Below are 16,103 nucleotides of genomic sequence, written 5' to 3'. Positions count from 1 at the left end.
ATATGTTTTTTTTAAAAAAAGAAACAGGGGGAGAAATAAAATGAAAAAAATGAAATTATCAGTTGTAACAGCACTTGTCTTAATCGTTGGGTTAGTATTAGCAGCCTGCGGTGGTGGATCAAGTGCAACAAAAAAAAGAAGCAACTAGCAGTAAAGAACAAACGATTCGCTTATTGGAAGCTTCACAAATTGCGACAATGGATTCAGTTATGTCAACCGATGTTGTATCTGGAACAGCGATGGACCAAGTATTTGAAGGTCTCTATATATTAGGTAAAGATGATAAATTTGAACTTGGTGTGGCAGCAGCAGAGCCAACAATCAGTTCTGATAATAAAACATACACGTTTAAATTACGTGAAGATGCAAACTGGTCAAACGGAACACCTGTAACAGCACAAGATTTTGTGTACGGTTGGAAAAAAGCAGTGAATCCAGACACAGGTTCACAATACGCCTACATGTTTGATGGATTTATTGCCAATGCCTCTGATATTATGGCTGGTAAAAAGGAACTTGATAGTTTAGGGGTTAAAGCAGTTGATGATAAAACATTAGAAGTGACGTTAGAGCGTCCAACTACATATGCCAAGTCATTATTTGCCTTTGTAACGTTCTTACCACAAAATGAAAAATATGTGAAAGAACAAGGTAAAAACTATGCGAAATCAAGTGATAACCTCATCTATAATGGTGCCTTCACCATGAAAGATTGGGATGGTAACGGTGACTCATGGGAATATGTTAAAAATGATAAATACTGGGGTGCCGAAGATGTGAAATTAGCAAATGCTAAAATTAGCGTTGTTAAACAACCTTCAACAGGAATTAACCTCTACACTAAAGGTGAAGCTGATGCGGTAACCTTATCAGCTGAGTATGCGAAACAATATGCGAATGATGATGATAAAATTACTGTGGCTCAAGCGTCAGTCTTTTACATGAAATTCAACCAAAAACGTAATGGTAAAGCAACGATTCTTGCAAACGAACACGTGCGTAAAGCGATTGCTCAAGCTTACAACAAAGAAGCCTATGTGAAAAACATCTTAGCAAACGGTTCAGTTGTGTCTGATCAACAAGTGCCAGCTGGCTTAGCTAAAAATGAAAAAACAGAAGAAGATTTCACTAAAACAGCAGCGGCAGCAAATGATTACTTAACATTTGATGTTAAAGCAGCACAAAAAGAATGGAAATTAGCGCAAAAAGAAGTGGGCGAAAAAGTGACGCTTGAATTATTAAGCGATGATACTGACAATGCTAAATCGTCATCACAATACATGAAAGATCAATTAGAAACAAACTTACCAGGCTTAACAGTTAGCCTTAAAAATGTACCATTTAACAACCGTGTTGATTTAGATAGTAAATCAGACTTCGATATTGAATTATCAGGTTGGGGTGCGGATTTCCAAGATCCATTAACATTCTTAGAGTTATATGTAACAGGTGGTACAAATGCAAACATTAACTACAGCAACAAAGAGTACGATGCCTTAATCAATGCAAGTAAATCAACAGATGCGTCTGATCCGCAAAAACGTTGGGATAACTTTGTGAAAGCGCAAAACATGTTAATCAATGAGGATGCAGCGATTTCACCAATTTACCAACGTTCGTTAGCAATCTTACAAAACCCAGCAATCAAAGATCTTTACCGTCATAACTTTGGTTCTGATTACAGCCTAAAAGCTGCTTATATTAAATAAAACAAAAAAGAGTCGCTTTATTATCGAGCTTAATCGATGATAAAGCGGCTCTTTTTATGTAATGAATAAGATGATGATGTAAACAATCGCTAAAACAGCGACGAGCAACCAAATTTTTTTTAATAAACCATTCATTGCAGCACCTCCGACTAGTAATGTAAGTATAACAAGAGTGGACTGCTTTTCAAAATGCGACTGAAAGCTGTACTTTTGATAGTTATTAGAAAATTCACATAAAAAAGTTATTTAAATGTCAGAATCTTGTGATTAATGAAACAACTTATGATACAATAGTGTTATAGCACATACTTGTTCGAACAAACAGGTATGTAATAGCGAGAAAGAAACTTATTTTTAGGGGAGGAATTTGTTTATGAAGAAGTTTAAGGCATCTGTGGTAATGGCAATCGTTTTAGTAGTAGGTCTTGTGTTAGCGGCCTGCGGTGGGGGAAGTAGTTCATCGAGTGATAAAAAAGAATCGAGTAAAGAAACAAAAGAGCAAAAAATCAGCTTACTTGAATCATCACAAATTTCGACAATGGATTCAGTAATGGCAACAGACACTGTCTCATTCACTGCGATGGACCAAGTATTCGAAGGACTTTATACATTAGGTAAAGATGATAAATATGAATTAGGTGTTGCTGCTGAAGAACCAAAAATCAGTGACGACAATAAGAAATACACGTTTAAACTACGTGAAGATGCCAAATGGTCAAACGGTGATGATGTCACTGCAGCCGATTTCGTCTTTGGTTGGCAAAAAGCTGTCAATCCAGAAACGGGTTCACAATATGCGTATATGTTTGATGGTGTTGTTGAAAACGCCTCAGATATTATGACAAAGAAAAAAGCTGTTGATACATTAGGTGTTAAAGCGATTGACGATAAGACACTTGAAATTACGTTAGAACGTCCGATCACATATATTAACTCATTATATGCATTTGGTACTTTCTTGCCGCAAAATGAAAAATACGTTAAAGCACAAGGCAAAGAGTACGGTAAAACAAGTGAGAACATTATTTATAACGGTGCTTTCAAAATGAAAGACTGGGATGGTAGTGGTGATACATGGGAATATGTTAAAAATGATAAATACTGGGATGCTAAAAACGTTAAGTTAGAAAGTGCAAAAATCAACGTGGTTAAACAACCATCAACGGGTATTAACTTATACACTAAAGGTGAAGCTGACGCAGTGACTTTATCAGCTGAGTATGCAAAACAATATGCAAACGATAAAAACCGTATCAGTGTACCGCAAGCGTCTGTTTTCTATCTTAAATTCAATCAAAAACGTGATGGAAAAGAGACTGCTTTAGCAAATAAAAATGTTCGTACAGCAGTTGCGCAAGCATTTGACAAAGAAGCTTACGTTAAAAACATTTTAGCGAACGGTTCAGTTGCGACAGATCAAGAAGTTCCTGAAGGTCTTGCAACTTTAGAAGGTGAAGACTTTACAAAGGCAGCAGCTTCTGCTAATGATTACCTCACATACGACGTGAAAGCAGCCCAAAAAGCGTGGGAAGCAGCTAAAAAAGAAGTAGGCGACAAAGTGACACTTGAATTATTAAGTGACGATACTGATAACGCCAAATCTTCATCACAGTACATGAAAGATCAATTAGAGAAAAACTTACCTGGCTTAACAGTTAGTCTTAAAAATGTACCATTCAACAACCGTGTTGATTTAGATAGCAAATCTGACTTCGACATTGAATTATCAGGTTGGGGCGCTGACTTCCAAGATCCAATGACATTCTTAGACTTATATGTGACTGGTGGAACAAATGCGAACATCAACTACTCTAACAAAGAATATGATGCATTAATTACAGCTAATAAAACAACAGATGCAGCAGATCCTGCCAAACGTTGGGACAACTTCATTAAAGCACAAAACATCTTAATTAATGAAGATGTTGCAATTGCACCAATTTACCAACGTTCATTATCAATCTTACAAAATCCAGACATTAAAGATATGTACCGTCATAACTTTGGTGCTGACTATAGCTTAAAAGCAGCTTACGTCAAATAGGCCACAAATAATCAGCTACCGTCACTAAGGGAGTAATCTTAGTGGTGGTAGCTTTTTGTTTGTTTGACAAAAGTGAGTTATAATAAGGTTAAGATACATTAGATGAGAGAGGAACATTTATAGTGAAAAAGAGTGGCTTTTATTTAGGCTTGAGTCTGTTGGTTGTCGTGTTAATTGTCACGTTTAAACAACCAGGATGGACCGTTGAAAATTTCATGAACGTTAGTTTTTTAGTGGGCATTATTTTCTTGTTACTCGGTTTATTATTAATGGTCGTACGTGGTGGCTTTTTTGATATTTTTCATTCATCGATGCGCTTGTTTTTTAATTTTGGACCGAATAAACGATCACAGGAAGACATTCAAGAAGCAGGGATGTTATCGGAATTAATCACCTTAACCTATGCACATTTTTTGTTGGTAGGGTGTGTTTATCTTGGTGTGAATCTGTTGTTGCTATTCATTTTTTATTAGAGGAGTAAAACAGTAAAAAAAGCAGAGTTAGAATCGAAGTGTCACGCGATTCTAACTCTGTTTTTTTATTTTATCAGCCCTTGTCGGTAAGCTGTGAGCAGCGATTTGAGATCGTTAATTTGCTGTTGTAAGTGCTGTCCGATATCAGTGTCTTTAACACATTGTCGTATAGTCTCTGTTTCAATAATACGACGGGTAGAAATAATGTCAGTTTCGTTCATAATGGCATCTTCTGTCGATGTGAATGGTTGGTGCTTCACTAACTGTAGCCCATAAGCATTATAGATTAAGGTGTATCCGGCAATGCTAGTCACGCTTTGATAAGCTTTGGAGAAGCCGCCATCAATCACAAGTAGCTTGCCATTGGCTTTGATTGGGCTTTCGCCAGCGCCTTCTTTCACAGGTGTGTGGCCGTTAATAATATGACCATCATCGGGTGAAAGATTGAACTCACGTAAAATAGTGGCGACTGTTTCCTCGTCATTGCGTTTAAGATAGTACGGATTCTTAACTTCGTGATGAGTTTCTGCTTCAGCGATGAAATAACGCTCGAAGGTGGTCATTGCCGTCTTGCCGAAAAGCGGTGATGTTTCGCCGGTCCATAAGTACCAAACGTAATCGAGCGCTGCTTCTTTCTCTTTCGACCCTTCAGGTTGTGAAAAGGCTTGTCGGGCATACTGATCGAATTTATCAAACAAGGCTCTCCCAGTATACGGTTTATTAGCAATCGTCAACGCTTTAAAGGAACCATCCTCATTTAATGGAATACAGCCATGGTAGATTAAATTGCCATTATAGCGTAAATACATGCTGCCTTTCGCATAGAGGAAGGCAACGTGTTCCTGTAATTTAGCAGAGTTGATAAAACCTAATAACAGCCGCTCAATCACATCGTTTTCTTCGGGAGTGAGTGTATAAGGATTAGCTGGATCAATCGTCGGGAAGTCGGTGTCAGTTAACGTGTAGGTGTGGTTGTTAACTGTGATAGTACCGTTAGTATAATTGATTTTATTCAACAGGAGACGGTCTGTCATATTGAATTCAGGGTGTCGCTGAATGATGGCACCTTCAAGTTTGAATTGAATAATGGCTATTGCTTTATGCATTCGAGCGATTTGATTGATTTCAGATGTTGTTTTAGCGCTTTCTTGGCTCTTTTTAGGCATAAAAGCGGTCGATGTGTTTTCGTACGTCGTGTCAGCGAAAATCGCAAGTGGACGCAGTGAGATACCATAGCTGTCTTCTACCGTATCGAGATTCAAATAGCGGGCTGAAATCCGTAAAACATTGGCGATGCAAACAGCAGACCCGCTCGCTGCTCCCATCCAAATCATATCATGATTGCCCCATTGGAAGTCGAGCGACTGGTGTTTTGTTAAACGGTTAATGATTTTGTCAGGCGCTGGACCACGGTCAAAGACATCACCGACGATGTGTAAATGATCAACCACCAAGCGCCGAATTAAGGTCGCTAGGGCGTGGATTAAATCAGCTGCGCTGTTCAGTTCAATCACGCTCGTGAGAATTTCATGATAATACGCCTCTTTTTCAATTTGATCATTATTTTGGTAAAGTAGTTCTTCAATGATGTAAGTGAAGTCTGGCGACATTAGTTTCCGTACTTTAGAGCGTGTGTATTTCGAAGAGACAAAACTTGTTAACTTAATGAGACGTAATAAGGTAATACGGTACCAGTCATTCTTTTCAGTAGCAGAAAAAGTCCGTAAGATGATACGCATTTTGGGACGGGGGTAATAAATTAAGGTAGCTAAAGTCGTCAATTCGGTCTCAGATAGTTCGTTGGCAAAGAGAACGCTTAGTTTCCGTTTAATGACACCGGATCCGTTACGAAAAACCTGTTCAAACGCATCATATTCACCGTGTAAATCACTTAAAAAATGTTCGGTTCCCTTTGGCAGATTAAGGATAGCCTCCAGATTAATAATTTCGGTAATCGTTTGTGCGGGTGTTGGATAATGTGAAGCAAGTAATTGTAAATATTTTGTTTGTGAATTGCTCATCAAAACGCTCCCTTCGCTGAAACTAAGTATAGAATAGGCTGCACATTACTATCATTCTAGAAAAGAAAGTCCAGTCATGCAAGGAAATGAGCATTGAAAATAAAAATAAGACGATTGGGGTAGACCGATTCAGTTAAAATGCATCTAAAAAGCCCCCCCCAACTGCTTTCCACAAAGCAAAGATGTTGAGGGGGCTAGTGCAGTGACTATTTCACACTGCGCAGCGGACAGAACACGCTGCAAAAGACTCATCGCAAGTACTCAGTATAGCATACTTTCCAGCGTCTGACTATCTTTAAAAAAAGACATGAAAAAAGACCTACCCGAGGGTAGGTCTAACAGTTACTTACGCTTTTTCAACGTTAGCAGCTTGAGGTCCACGTTGTCCATCTTCAACTTCGAAGTTTACAGCTTGGCCTTCTTCTAAAGTTTTGAATCCTTCAGATTGAATAGCTGAGAAATGTACGAATACATCGTCACCGTTTTCGCGTTCGATGAAACCAAAACCTTTTTCTGAGTTAAACCATTTTACTTTACCTGTTTCCATTATAAAAAACCTCCAGTTATGCACTAAGTGCAAATAGTTGTAGTCTTGTTTAGGCATAAAAAGAAGTTTGAATTCATTTATTTACCTATCAAAAGCACATGTTTATCATACCACGTTAAAACAATAATAGCAAAACAATTCCAAATATATGTTATTCTTAATAGTATAAAGGAGTTGATTTATGTGTCAGAGAAAAAAGAAATCGTACCAGTAGGAGAAGTAGGCGACTTAGTTAAGTTTAAACGTGAGGATATGTCGGGTGAAGGTATCATTATTAAGTTTTTAACAAACTCAGCGGTGTTAACTATCACTAAACGAGATTCAGCAATTGAAGAAGTTAAAGCGAACCCAACAACAGTCGTAAACTTTAAAAACTATAAAGTGATTAAATAAGGCAAAAAAAAGAAAGGGCAATCGCCCCTTCTTTTTTTTGCCTTATTTTTCGAACGGATAAGACATTCCCCATTGTTGGCGGACCTCAGTTAGGATGCTGATAACATCGTTGCTCAGTGATAAGGTATGTTCTTTCTGACTGGTAACAGCCGTTTCAAACGCATCAATCTCATACTGGAAGGCATCTGCAGCACGGCCAGCTTCAATCAATGTTGTTGTGCCAGTTTCGGTATTGAAAAAAGAGGCTTGTGTACCACGAGGGTAGTCTGTAATTGAAAAATAACCTTTATCGCCACCGATAATCGCTGTTTTGGGCATTTTTGCGCGGATACTTAGATTGATAACAGCGATTTCGCCTTCTTTCGTCTGCAATAAAATCCCAGACTGTTCATCGACACCTGTCTCGAATGGCAACATCGTTGTTTTAATGACGGTTGGTTGACTGCTTAAAAAATAGCGGGCGAAGGATACGGCATAGGTGCCAATATCGAGTAAGGCGCCACCAGCTAAGGCTGGATCAAAGAAACGATTCGATACATCGTCTTCCTTGACACTCCCGAACGAGGCTTGAATCATTTTAAGTGTTCCTAAGTCGCCTTTGTTAATCAATTGTTTGATTTTTTTGAAGAGCGGCATATGGAAAATGGTCATCGCTTCAGCCACAATTAACTGTTTTTGTTTGGCTAAGGCGGTGATTTCAGCTAATTGTAAGTTGTTGACAGTGATGGCTTTTTCACAGAGTACGTGTTTGTTATGAAGCAAACTAGCGATAATATATTCATAGTGATTGCTGTGTGGTGTCGCGATATAAACGACATCAATGTTTTCATCCGCCAGCATCGTCTCGTAGGAGCCGTATACAGCCGTTACATTATACGCAGCTGCAAATGTGTTTGCTTTTGTTTGTGAACGTGAAGCGACGGCATAAATAGTGCCATGTGCCTCTTGTAGAGCAGCTGCCATCTCCGTTGCGATTGAACCTAAACCGAGTATTGCCCAATTTAAATGAGTCATTTCTGCACCTCTTTCTATCATGATATAATCAGTATAGCAGTAATTAATAAGAGTCGTATCTCAAAAATATACACCTGTCACAAAATGGACATAAAAGGTGGTTGAAGGCGTCATTTTGTGTGTTAATCGTGACAGAGATTTTGCTATACTAACGGTAAGCGTTTAAAGGAGCGGTTTCAATGTTGAAAAAAAGACGATTTCATTCTGATAGTAAGATGGACGGGATTGTAAATGAGGTGAATGCATGTTGCAATTGCGTATAAGCCAACTCGGAACATTAATAGGATTGATTGTAGTATTGACGCTGATGCCATTGCAACTTGTATCGGCTCATGCTTATGTGCAACAAACAACCCCAGCGATGCAAGCGAATGTCGAGGAGAGCCCAGCACAGGTGTCGGTTCAATTTGATGAAGCGATTCAAAATCAAGCACCGACCATCGCGGTAACAGATGAAGCGGGGAATCGTGTCGATAAAGGGGCTGCTTTTATTGAACAAGAGAGCAACCGTATCGTCAGTGTCAAATTGACTGACGCTTTAAGTAAAGGGATTTATAGTGTGAATTGGCGGGTGATTTCAGCGGATGGGCATGCTGTTTCTGGCACGTTTATGTTTGGTTATCAAGCCACAGACGCGATTCCCGATGCAACCAGTGATCAGTCGAACACACCAATCATGCAATCGCTTGTTAAATGGCCGCTTTATATTGGTCTCAGCATGATTGCAGGTGTTCAATTAGCCTTGCTCTATCTTATTCCGACCGCAAGTAAACAGGCGTTAAAAAGCGCATTGAAAACACTGGTGATGACCGGAATGATGTTAGTGATTCTGGCGTTTATCCTCCAGTTTATTGCTCAAACGGCCCTGTTAAATAATGTCAGTCTTTGGCAAGCATTAGATTTTAAGTTAGCTTGGCAAACGCTCACCGAGACGACATTTGGTCGGCTTTGGTTTTGGCGATGTTGTGCCTTAATGGTCTTTGCAGTTAGTGGCCATTTTTATTTCAATCGTTCGACAGATAAATGGGCACTTAAACTGAGTGTTATGACGGTTGGTTTCATTGGGATGACACTCGCGACAGCAACTAGTGGTCATTCACAAGCGGCAACGATTATCGTGTTATCGACAGTGACCGACTGGCTCCATTTAACAGCGGCTAGCGTCTGGATTGGTGGGGTGATGATCATTTTAACCTTATATCTCACGCTACGTCGTGAATACTCCACCACAGTCAAGTTGGCGTATGACACAAGTCTCCAACGCTTTGCGCCAGTGGCCTTTGGCGCGGTGCTGACCTTGATTATGAGTGGTATTTTGTTAAGTGCGTTATATTTTAGTTCAATCATGCAAGTATTCACATCGACCTATGGACGAACACTGTTAATTAAAGCGCTAGTGGTGTTTATTATGGGTGTGATTGGGATTGGTCATTTCGTGGCGCGGGCAATGAAGCGTACAAATGTGCCAAATAAAGGCACGTTATGGGCTGAAATTGGAGCGGGAATTATCATTCTAGGCTTAGTCGGTTTTTTAACAAATACGGCGACACCACCCCCACCTGAGCCTACGCCACTCGTTTTAAAGAGTACGCTCAAGCAGCATCAAATCAATTTAACGATTGCGCCAGCAATCGTTGGTGAAAATGTCTTTGATGTGCAACTGGATCAAGCTGATGTTAAGGCTGATTGGCAGCAAGTTCAAATGATTGTTGCCAAAAACCGGAGCGAGGTATCAACCACAACCACCTTAGACTGGGATAAAGAGGCGCAACGTTATCGTGCCAAAGGGTTGTTTATTAGTCAAACTGGTAAATGGCAGGTGACGATTAAAGCCTTATCAACCGACTTTGAAACGGTTGAAGATACATTTGAAATTAGAATTAGCAGATAAGAAGGGAGCAAGACGAATGAAACAACTTAGCGTTATGATAGCTGTATTAATTGGTGTATTTGGATTTTCAATGTCGGTCAGTGCTCATGTTACGGTGAGCCCGGCAACTTCTCAAACAGAAAGCTATGAAACATATACAATGAAGGTGCCGAATGAAAAAGACAATGCGACTATAAAGGTGGTACTCGTTGTCCCTGAAACGGCCAACTTTTTAAACTATCAACCGCTACCAGGTTGGAAGGTAACGACCACCACAAATAAAGCAGATAAGATTGAACGTGTCACATGGGAAAAGAAAAATGAAGAGGGTGGAATTGAACAAGGTCAATTCCAATCGTTTCAATTTGTGGCTCAAAACCCTGCTCAAACAGGAGCGATGGACTGGAATGCCTACCAATACTATGAGGATAAAAGCATCGTAGAATGGACAGGTGACGCCGATGCTGATACACCACATTCGCAGACGATGATTGAACAAGCAAACACAAAAACAGATGCACATGGAAAAACAGCAACTGTGAGCAATCACGAAAAAACTGCTGAAACAAGCCAATCGATTGGACTTTGGTTTGTCAGTGGTCTTGCATTACTGTTAAGCTTAGCAGCGTTAGTCGTAGTTATTAGAAGAAAATAAAAGTTGAAAGTTTCTGGTTGATTGAACTAGAGAAATAAAGTTGAAAGCTTCTGGTTGATTGAACTAGAGAAATAAAAGTGAAAGCAACGCAGTCAACAGCATTGCTATTCAGTCTACATTCCCAAACCACAACTCGCTGTTGTGGTTTTTTATTGCTATTTGTGCATCTGTTGAGGAGAAGAACAATAATATAGTATGATGTAAGAGACAGTATACGCAGGAGGAGACAAATGAAAAAAGCATACAAAGTAATCAAACATAATTTCACACAATATATTTGTGCTTTTATGATTCCGTTAGTGGTAATGGCTTTGGTCTATTATAGCCTAGGTATTTATTGGGGCAGTGAACGCTCAATCTTAGCAAGTGATAGTTTTTCACAGTATAGCAATTTTTATGCAAGTTTTAATAATGTATTACATGGAAAGGGAAGTCTTTTTTATAATTGGAATTTAGGACTAGGCTTTAATTATTACGCCTTTATGTCTTATTATTTAGGCGGTGTTTTTCCGTTTTTAGTGTACTTTTTTTTCGAATGCCAATATTCCCGATTTCATTTATTTATTAACGATTGTTAAAGTCGGTCTAATCGGTCTTACGTTTTGGATATATGCAAAAGCGACATTTAAGATTCATCCACTCATACAGATTGGTTTAAGTGTAGCTTATGCCTTGATGTCTTTTGTGGGGGCTTATTCAATGTCAATCATGTGGCTTGATGGTTTGATTTATCTCCCATTAGTTGTATTGGGTGTGAATCGTCTGATGGAGCATTTTAAGCCGACGTTATTGTTTGTGGCGTACGCCTTATTGTTTATTTCTAACTATTATATGGGCTTTATGATCGGCATTTTTAGTGTGTTATACATGTTTGCCTTACTCGTTATTGAGCCGCAAAAACGATTGCGCAAACTGGTGCTGTATTTTGCAACAGCTCTCTTAGCGGGCTTATCAGCGATGATTATGATTCTGCCGATGGTGTTGGATTTACGCAACAATGGTGAAGCACTTACAAAGGTGACCAGTTTTTTTACGAGTGAAACACATCTATGGGATGTTGTTGTTAAATCTATGATCGGCGTTTATGATACCACCAAATATGATAGTATTCCATTTACATATGCCGGGTTAATCCCCTTGATTATGGCGATTTACTTTTTTGTTACTAAAAAATGCAACTTGCGGACGAAATTAGCGTTTGGCGCTCTAGTGTTGATTGTCTTTATCAGCTTTAATATTTCGGCTTTGAATTTATTTTGGCAAGGAATGCATTCACCTTACATGTTTTTATTCCGCTATTCATTCTTGTTTTCATTTATCGTCGTGATGTTAGCGGGTTACGGTTTTACTAACTATCAACGGAGTGATAATGGCCGTGTAATTACAATTATTATTAGTTTAGCAGCGCTGTTTTTAGGCGTGAAATACTTACTGCCAGAGTCTCTCTATACGTATTTAGAACAAGATTCGCTCTATTTAACTGTAATCTTTTTAATCATTTATGCGATTGTATTTGCAATTTCCAGTTTGAACCGCACAATTATGAAAAAGTTAGCAGTTATATTGGTGATTGTGATGGTGAGTGAGGCTGTCATCAACATGAAAACAATGCTTAATGGCGTGTTAGAAGATTGGAATTATCCCGCGAGAACTTCGTATCAGCTCCCTTACACAAGTTATCGAGAAGTGATTGAGAAAACAATCACAGCCGATGCAACGACGTTTTATCGCACCGAAACAATGGATCCCGTTTCTGCCAATGATGCGATTAATTATGGCTTTAATGGGCTGAGTCAGTTTTCATCGGTCCGTAATCGTAACACGTTATCCTTTATGAATGACTTAGGATTTAAATCACGAGGTACAAACTTGAATATACGATATGCCAATAATACCTTGTTAATGGATTCGTTGTTTGGCGTGCGCTACAACATCACTAAAATGCCGATTAATAAATTTGGGTTTAGTCAATATTCGAATGATAAAGGCTACTATTTATTTAAAAATGAAAATGCGCTACCGTTAGGTATCTTAACCGATGCGAATATTAACAAATTCAAAGTGAAAAAAAATGATAACTTAGGAACACAAACGCAGCTGTACAGTCAATTAGCGCAATCACACAACACTTATTTTACGAGCGCAATACCAACTGTTATCTCGACCGATAATGTGTCCACGGTTACTGATCCAAACACTGAAAATGTGACGTATACAGCAATTAAAAATGAAGTTGATAAAAAAATCACTTGGAAGGTGCATGTTCCTGCCAATAAACAAGCATACATGAGTATTTGGCCAACAAACTATGGTCAGATTGGTTCATCATCGGTATTACTAACTGTTAATGGTGTTAATAAGGCAACCCAATTATCAATTAACGGACAATACTACGATTTAGGTTATTATCCAATGGCCCGTGATATTGAGTATACAACGAATTTTTATGGGACGGATGCCGTTTCGATTGGCAAGCCAATCGTGATTTTTCTGGATGTGAATCAATATCAAGAGGATGCGGGACGGATTAAACAAAGTGGCGTAGAATTTAAGGTCGACGGTCGGAAAGCGTCAGCGACTGTCAATGTTAAAGCGCGTAAGCAAACGCTCTTTACAACGATTCCAGCCGATAATGGTTGGGAGGTCAAAGTTGATGGTAAGGTAGTTGAAGCTAACACTGTTGACGATGCCTTTCTCTCAATTCCAGTAACAAAAGGGGAACATACAATTGAAATGGTGTTTACCCCCGAAGGATTTATGCCGGGTGTCATATTGTTCTTTGTTAGCATCTTTTTGTTTTATGGTGTGTTTACCATTAATCGACGTATGAATAAATATGAATGATCGTGAATTTAATTAGGAATAAAACCGTTTTTAGTGTAATATATCAGTATATTACTGTATAAAAAGGGGATGCAATCTTATGGCTCAATTCGAAATGGCAGACGTTGTAAAATCGTTGCCGATTAATTACTTCAGTGAGATAGACGATCGAATCAATGCAAAAATAAAGGTTGGTGACGATGTCATTGATTTAGCGAGTGGGAGTCCTGATCTAGCGACTGACCCTGCGATTCAAGCAGCGATGCAAGCGGCAATCATTGATCCGAGCAATCATAGTTATCCACCGTTTATGGGTAAGGATAATGTGAAAGACGCGGTGGCACAATTTTATAAGCGTGTTTACGATGTTGAGATTGATCCTGCTACAGAGGTGATGATTGTGAGTTCATCGGGTGTGAGTGTTGTAGCAGTGCCACAAACCTTACTCAATCCAGGTGATACCATTTTGTTGACGAATCCAGCCTATCCACCTTATTTCGCCGCAGCAAAATTAGCACAGGCAACGATATATGAAATGCCGGTGACTGCTGAAACTGATTTTTTACCTGATTTTGATGCGATTCCGGAGGAGGTTGCTGTAGCGGCAAAGGTGATGATGTTGAACTATCCGAACAATCCAACCGGAGCGGTTGCAACACCAGTCTTTTTTGAAAAGGCGATACGTTTCGCTGCAAAATATCAGATTGCAATTGTGCATGATTTTGCATATGCAGCGATTGGTTATAATGGCGTAACGCCGTTAAGTTTAATGCAAATGAAAGACGGTAAAGCACAAGGTGTTGAGTTATATACAGCTTCAAAAACATTTTCGATGGCTGATTATCGCTTTGGCTTTGTCGTCGGGAACGCCTCGATTATTGCCGCTTTAAAAAATTACCACAGCAATGCTTACACGATGGTGCCTGGCTTTATCCAAGATGGGATGACGCAAGCCTTAACAGGTTCACTTGAGCAGGTTGAAGCGAATCGTCTCGTGTATGAAACACGACTTAATACCTTAGTGAAGGGCTTGCAGGCAATTGGGTGGTCGGTCGAAGCATCGAAAGGTTCTTTATTTGCTTGGTTTAAAGTGCCAGATGGTTTTACAGGCGCTTCCTTTGCGAACTACTTACTTGATGAAGCGCAGATTGCGGTGGCACCCGGAGAAGGTTTTGGTTCGATGGGAGCTAATTATGTGCGAGTCAGTGTGTTGCAACCAACTGAACGTTTAGTAGAAGCGGTAGCTCGCATCGCAGCCTTAGGTTTATTTGGGGAGGCGAGATAATGAGCCAAACAAAACGTCGTGTGGGTGTTCTTGGTATTGGCAATGTCGGTATCGCAGCTGTATCAGCGTTAACGCATCAACAGCTTGTGGATGAAATACTCGTCTATGATTGTGATACAGATAGAGCAGAGGGTGAAGTGCTTGATTTTATGGATGGTATCGAAGTAACACAGACAGCTACTCAGGTTAAACTTGTTTCATTAACCGATTTAGCCAGCTGTGATATGATCCTCGTCGCCTATACTGAACGAGCAACTGCGCTTGAAGAAGACCGCTTGATGCTACTTGAAGGTTCGGCAACAATTGCTCGAAGCGTTATTCCAAAATTGAAGGAAGCGGGCTTTCTTGGCAAGTATGTGATTGCCACCAATCCTTGTGATATTATTACCTATTTAATTTGGCAACTATCAGGTTTGCCGCGAGCCTATGTGATTGGTACAGGTACAGCCTTAGATAGCATGCGTTTACGTCGGCAATTGTCACAACAGTTGGCAGGTGTTAATCCGAGCAGTATTCAAGCATTTATGATTGGTGAACATGGCAATTCGCAATTTGCTTGTTTTTCTCACGTCCGTATCGGCGGGCTAGCGTTAGCGGATTATGAAACATTACTTGGTCAAACAGTCGAACGCTTAGCGCTCGAAAAAAAAGGTTGTTTACTTCGGTTTTGATATTTTTGAACGGAAGGGACATACACAGTTCGGTATCGGTAACGTACTTGCCGCCTTTGTACAGGCCATTTATAATGACGCCAAAATTATTACCGCGGCTGCTGCTGTCTTAGATGGTGAATATGGTGTAACGAAGATGGCGATGGGTGTTCCTGTTCTACTGGGCGCAGGAGGCATCGAGCGGATTATTCCACTAACGTTTGATTCACGTGAAACAATAGCGCTAGATAAGACGGTCGCAGTGATACGGGCAAATATTATGAAGTTAAACTAGAAAAAGAGCGATTATCCCACTAGGGATAATCGCTCCAAACTGAAGATAAACGCTGTTCTAGGTCGTCAATGCCTCGCCTTATCGGAGTCGAGTACCATCTGTACACTCACCTCCAAGGCTCGTGTTTCCTAGAACAAAAGAATTTAAAGCCGTTCTAAACGGCAGTGATTGGAAAAAATAACGTCTCGACTATTTCCCGTCGATGCGTTATTTTTGAAATCACCCAAGTTTAGGATTTAAATACGAGAGGATATAACAACATTTCTATTCAGTCTTATCATCTCGTACACAAAGTCACTGTAATAGCATTACAAAGAAAATGAA

14 protein-coding genes are annotated in these 16,103 nt (G+C 39.6%); 11 read left to right on the top strand and 3 right to left on the bottom strand.

Annotation, left to right across the window (positions count from 1 at the left end; all coding sequences use genetic code 11):
- The first annotated feature begins 122 nt into the window (after positions 1-122).
- The 3 genes from BCAMP_RS03100 to BCAMP_RS03090 all read left to right on the top strand — a co-directional run bounded on the left by BCAMP_RS03100 (position 123) and on the right by BCAMP_RS03090 (position 4,226).
- Positions 123-1,709, top strand: coding sequence for a peptide ABC transporter substrate-binding protein (locus BCAMP_RS03100; RefSeq protein ID WP_232217900.1), 1,587 nt, complete (start codon positions 123-125; stop codon positions 1,707-1,709).
- Positions 1,710-2,082: 373 nt separating this feature from the next.
- A complete protein-coding gene (locus BCAMP_RS03095; RefSeq protein ID WP_035313593.1) occupies positions 2,083-3,753 on the top strand; it encodes a peptide ABC transporter substrate-binding protein in 1,671 nt (556 codons plus the stop codon).
- Between the two features lie 122 nt (positions 3,754-3,875).
- Entirely contained in the window at positions 3,876-4,226 is a 351-nt protein-coding gene (locus tag BCAMP_RS03090) for a DUF3899 domain-containing protein (RefSeq protein WP_035313591.1), read from the top strand.
- Between the two features lie 65 nt (positions 4,227-4,291).
- On the opposite strand, the gene BCAMP_RS03085 is transcribed toward BCAMP_RS03090, so the two are convergent.
- The gene (locus BCAMP_RS03085) at positions 4,292-6,247 is read right to left on the bottom strand and encodes a fructose-bisphosphatase class III (protein ID WP_035313589.1); all 1,956 of its coding nucleotides are present in this window, start codon (positions 6,245-6,247) and stop codon (positions 4,292-4,294) included.
- 346 nt (positions 6,248-6,593) lie between these two features.
- Complete coding sequence (locus BCAMP_RS03080) at positions 6,594-6,794, bottom strand: cold-shock protein (RefSeq protein ID WP_035313588.1); 201 nt, start codon at positions 6,792-6,794, stop codon at positions 6,594-6,596.
- A gap of 183 nt (positions 6,795-6,977) precedes the next feature.
- On the opposite strand from BCAMP_RS03080, the gene BCAMP_RS03075 reads away from it, so the two are divergent.
- Positions 6,978-7,187 carry a DUF2187 family protein gene (locus BCAMP_RS03075; protein WP_035313586.1) on the top strand — a complete coding sequence of 70 codons (210 nt, stop codon included), beginning with the start codon at positions 6,978-6,980 and terminating at the stop codon, positions 7,185-7,187.
- 42 nt (positions 7,188-7,229) lie between these two features.
- On the opposite strand, the gene BCAMP_RS03070 is transcribed toward BCAMP_RS03075, so the two are convergent.
- Positions 7,230-8,201 carry a Gfo/Idh/MocA family protein gene (locus tag BCAMP_RS03070; protein ID WP_035313584.1) on the bottom strand — a complete coding sequence of 324 codons (972 nt, stop codon included), beginning with the start codon at positions 8,199-8,201 and terminating at the stop codon, positions 7,230-7,232.
- Positions 8,202-8,445: 244 nt separating this feature from the next.
- Between BCAMP_RS03070 and BCAMP_RS03065 the strand changes: the two genes are divergently transcribed.
- From BCAMP_RS03065 to BCAMP_RS13405, 7 genes are all read left to right on the top strand, one after another.
- The gene (locus BCAMP_RS03065; protein WP_035313582.1) at positions 8,446-10,092 is read left to right on the top strand and encodes a copper resistance CopC/CopD family protein; all 1,647 of its coding nucleotides are present in this window, start codon (positions 8,446-8,448) and stop codon (positions 10,090-10,092) included.
- 16 nt (positions 10,093-10,108) lie between these two features.
- A complete protein-coding gene (locus BCAMP_RS03060; RefSeq protein ID WP_035313581.1) occupies positions 10,109-10,726 on the top strand; it encodes a YcnI family copper-binding membrane protein in 618 nt (205 codons plus the stop codon).
- A gap of 230 nt (positions 10,727-10,956) precedes the next feature.
- The gene (locus tag BCAMP_RS13735; RefSeq protein ID WP_198015688.1) at positions 10,957-11,304 is read left to right on the top strand and encodes a YfhO family protein; all 348 of its coding nucleotides are present in this window, start codon (positions 10,957-10,959) and stop codon (positions 11,302-11,304) included.
- Positions 11,270-13,570, top strand: a complete 2,301-nt coding sequence (locus BCAMP_RS03055) for a YfhO family protein (RefSeq protein ID WP_198015693.1) — start codon at positions 11,270-11,272, stop codon at positions 13,568-13,570. The genes BCAMP_RS13735 and BCAMP_RS03055 overlap by 35 nt, the downstream gene beginning before the upstream one ends.
- Positions 13,571-13,649: 79 nt before the next feature.
- Positions 13,650-14,834, top strand: a complete 1,185-nt coding sequence (locus BCAMP_RS03050) for an aminotransferase class I/II-fold pyridoxal phosphate-dependent enzyme (protein WP_035313580.1) — start codon at positions 13,650-13,652, stop codon at positions 14,832-14,834.
- Positions 14,834-15,505: a lactate/malate family dehydrogenase gene (locus tag BCAMP_RS03045; RefSeq protein ID WP_051456848.1), complete on the top strand. Its 672-nt coding sequence runs from the start codon at positions 14,834-14,836 to the stop codon at positions 15,503-15,505. Before BCAMP_RS03050 ends, BCAMP_RS03045 begins: the two co-directional genes overlap by 1 nt.
- Position 15,506: 1 nt before the next feature.
- A complete protein-coding gene (locus BCAMP_RS13405; protein ID WP_156921123.1) occupies positions 15,507-15,779 on the top strand; it encodes a hypothetical protein in 273 nt (90 codons plus the stop codon).
- The last annotated feature ends 324 nt before the right edge of the window (positions 15,780-16,103 follow it).

The organism is Brochothrix campestris FSL F6-1037, assembly GCF_000525915.1.
Taxonomy (GTDB): domain Bacteria; phylum Bacillota; class Bacilli; order Lactobacillales; family Listeriaceae; genus Brochothrix; species Brochothrix campestris.
Note: the sequence above shows the minus strand (reverse complement) of the source record. Positions and strands in the feature narration are given on the sequence as shown.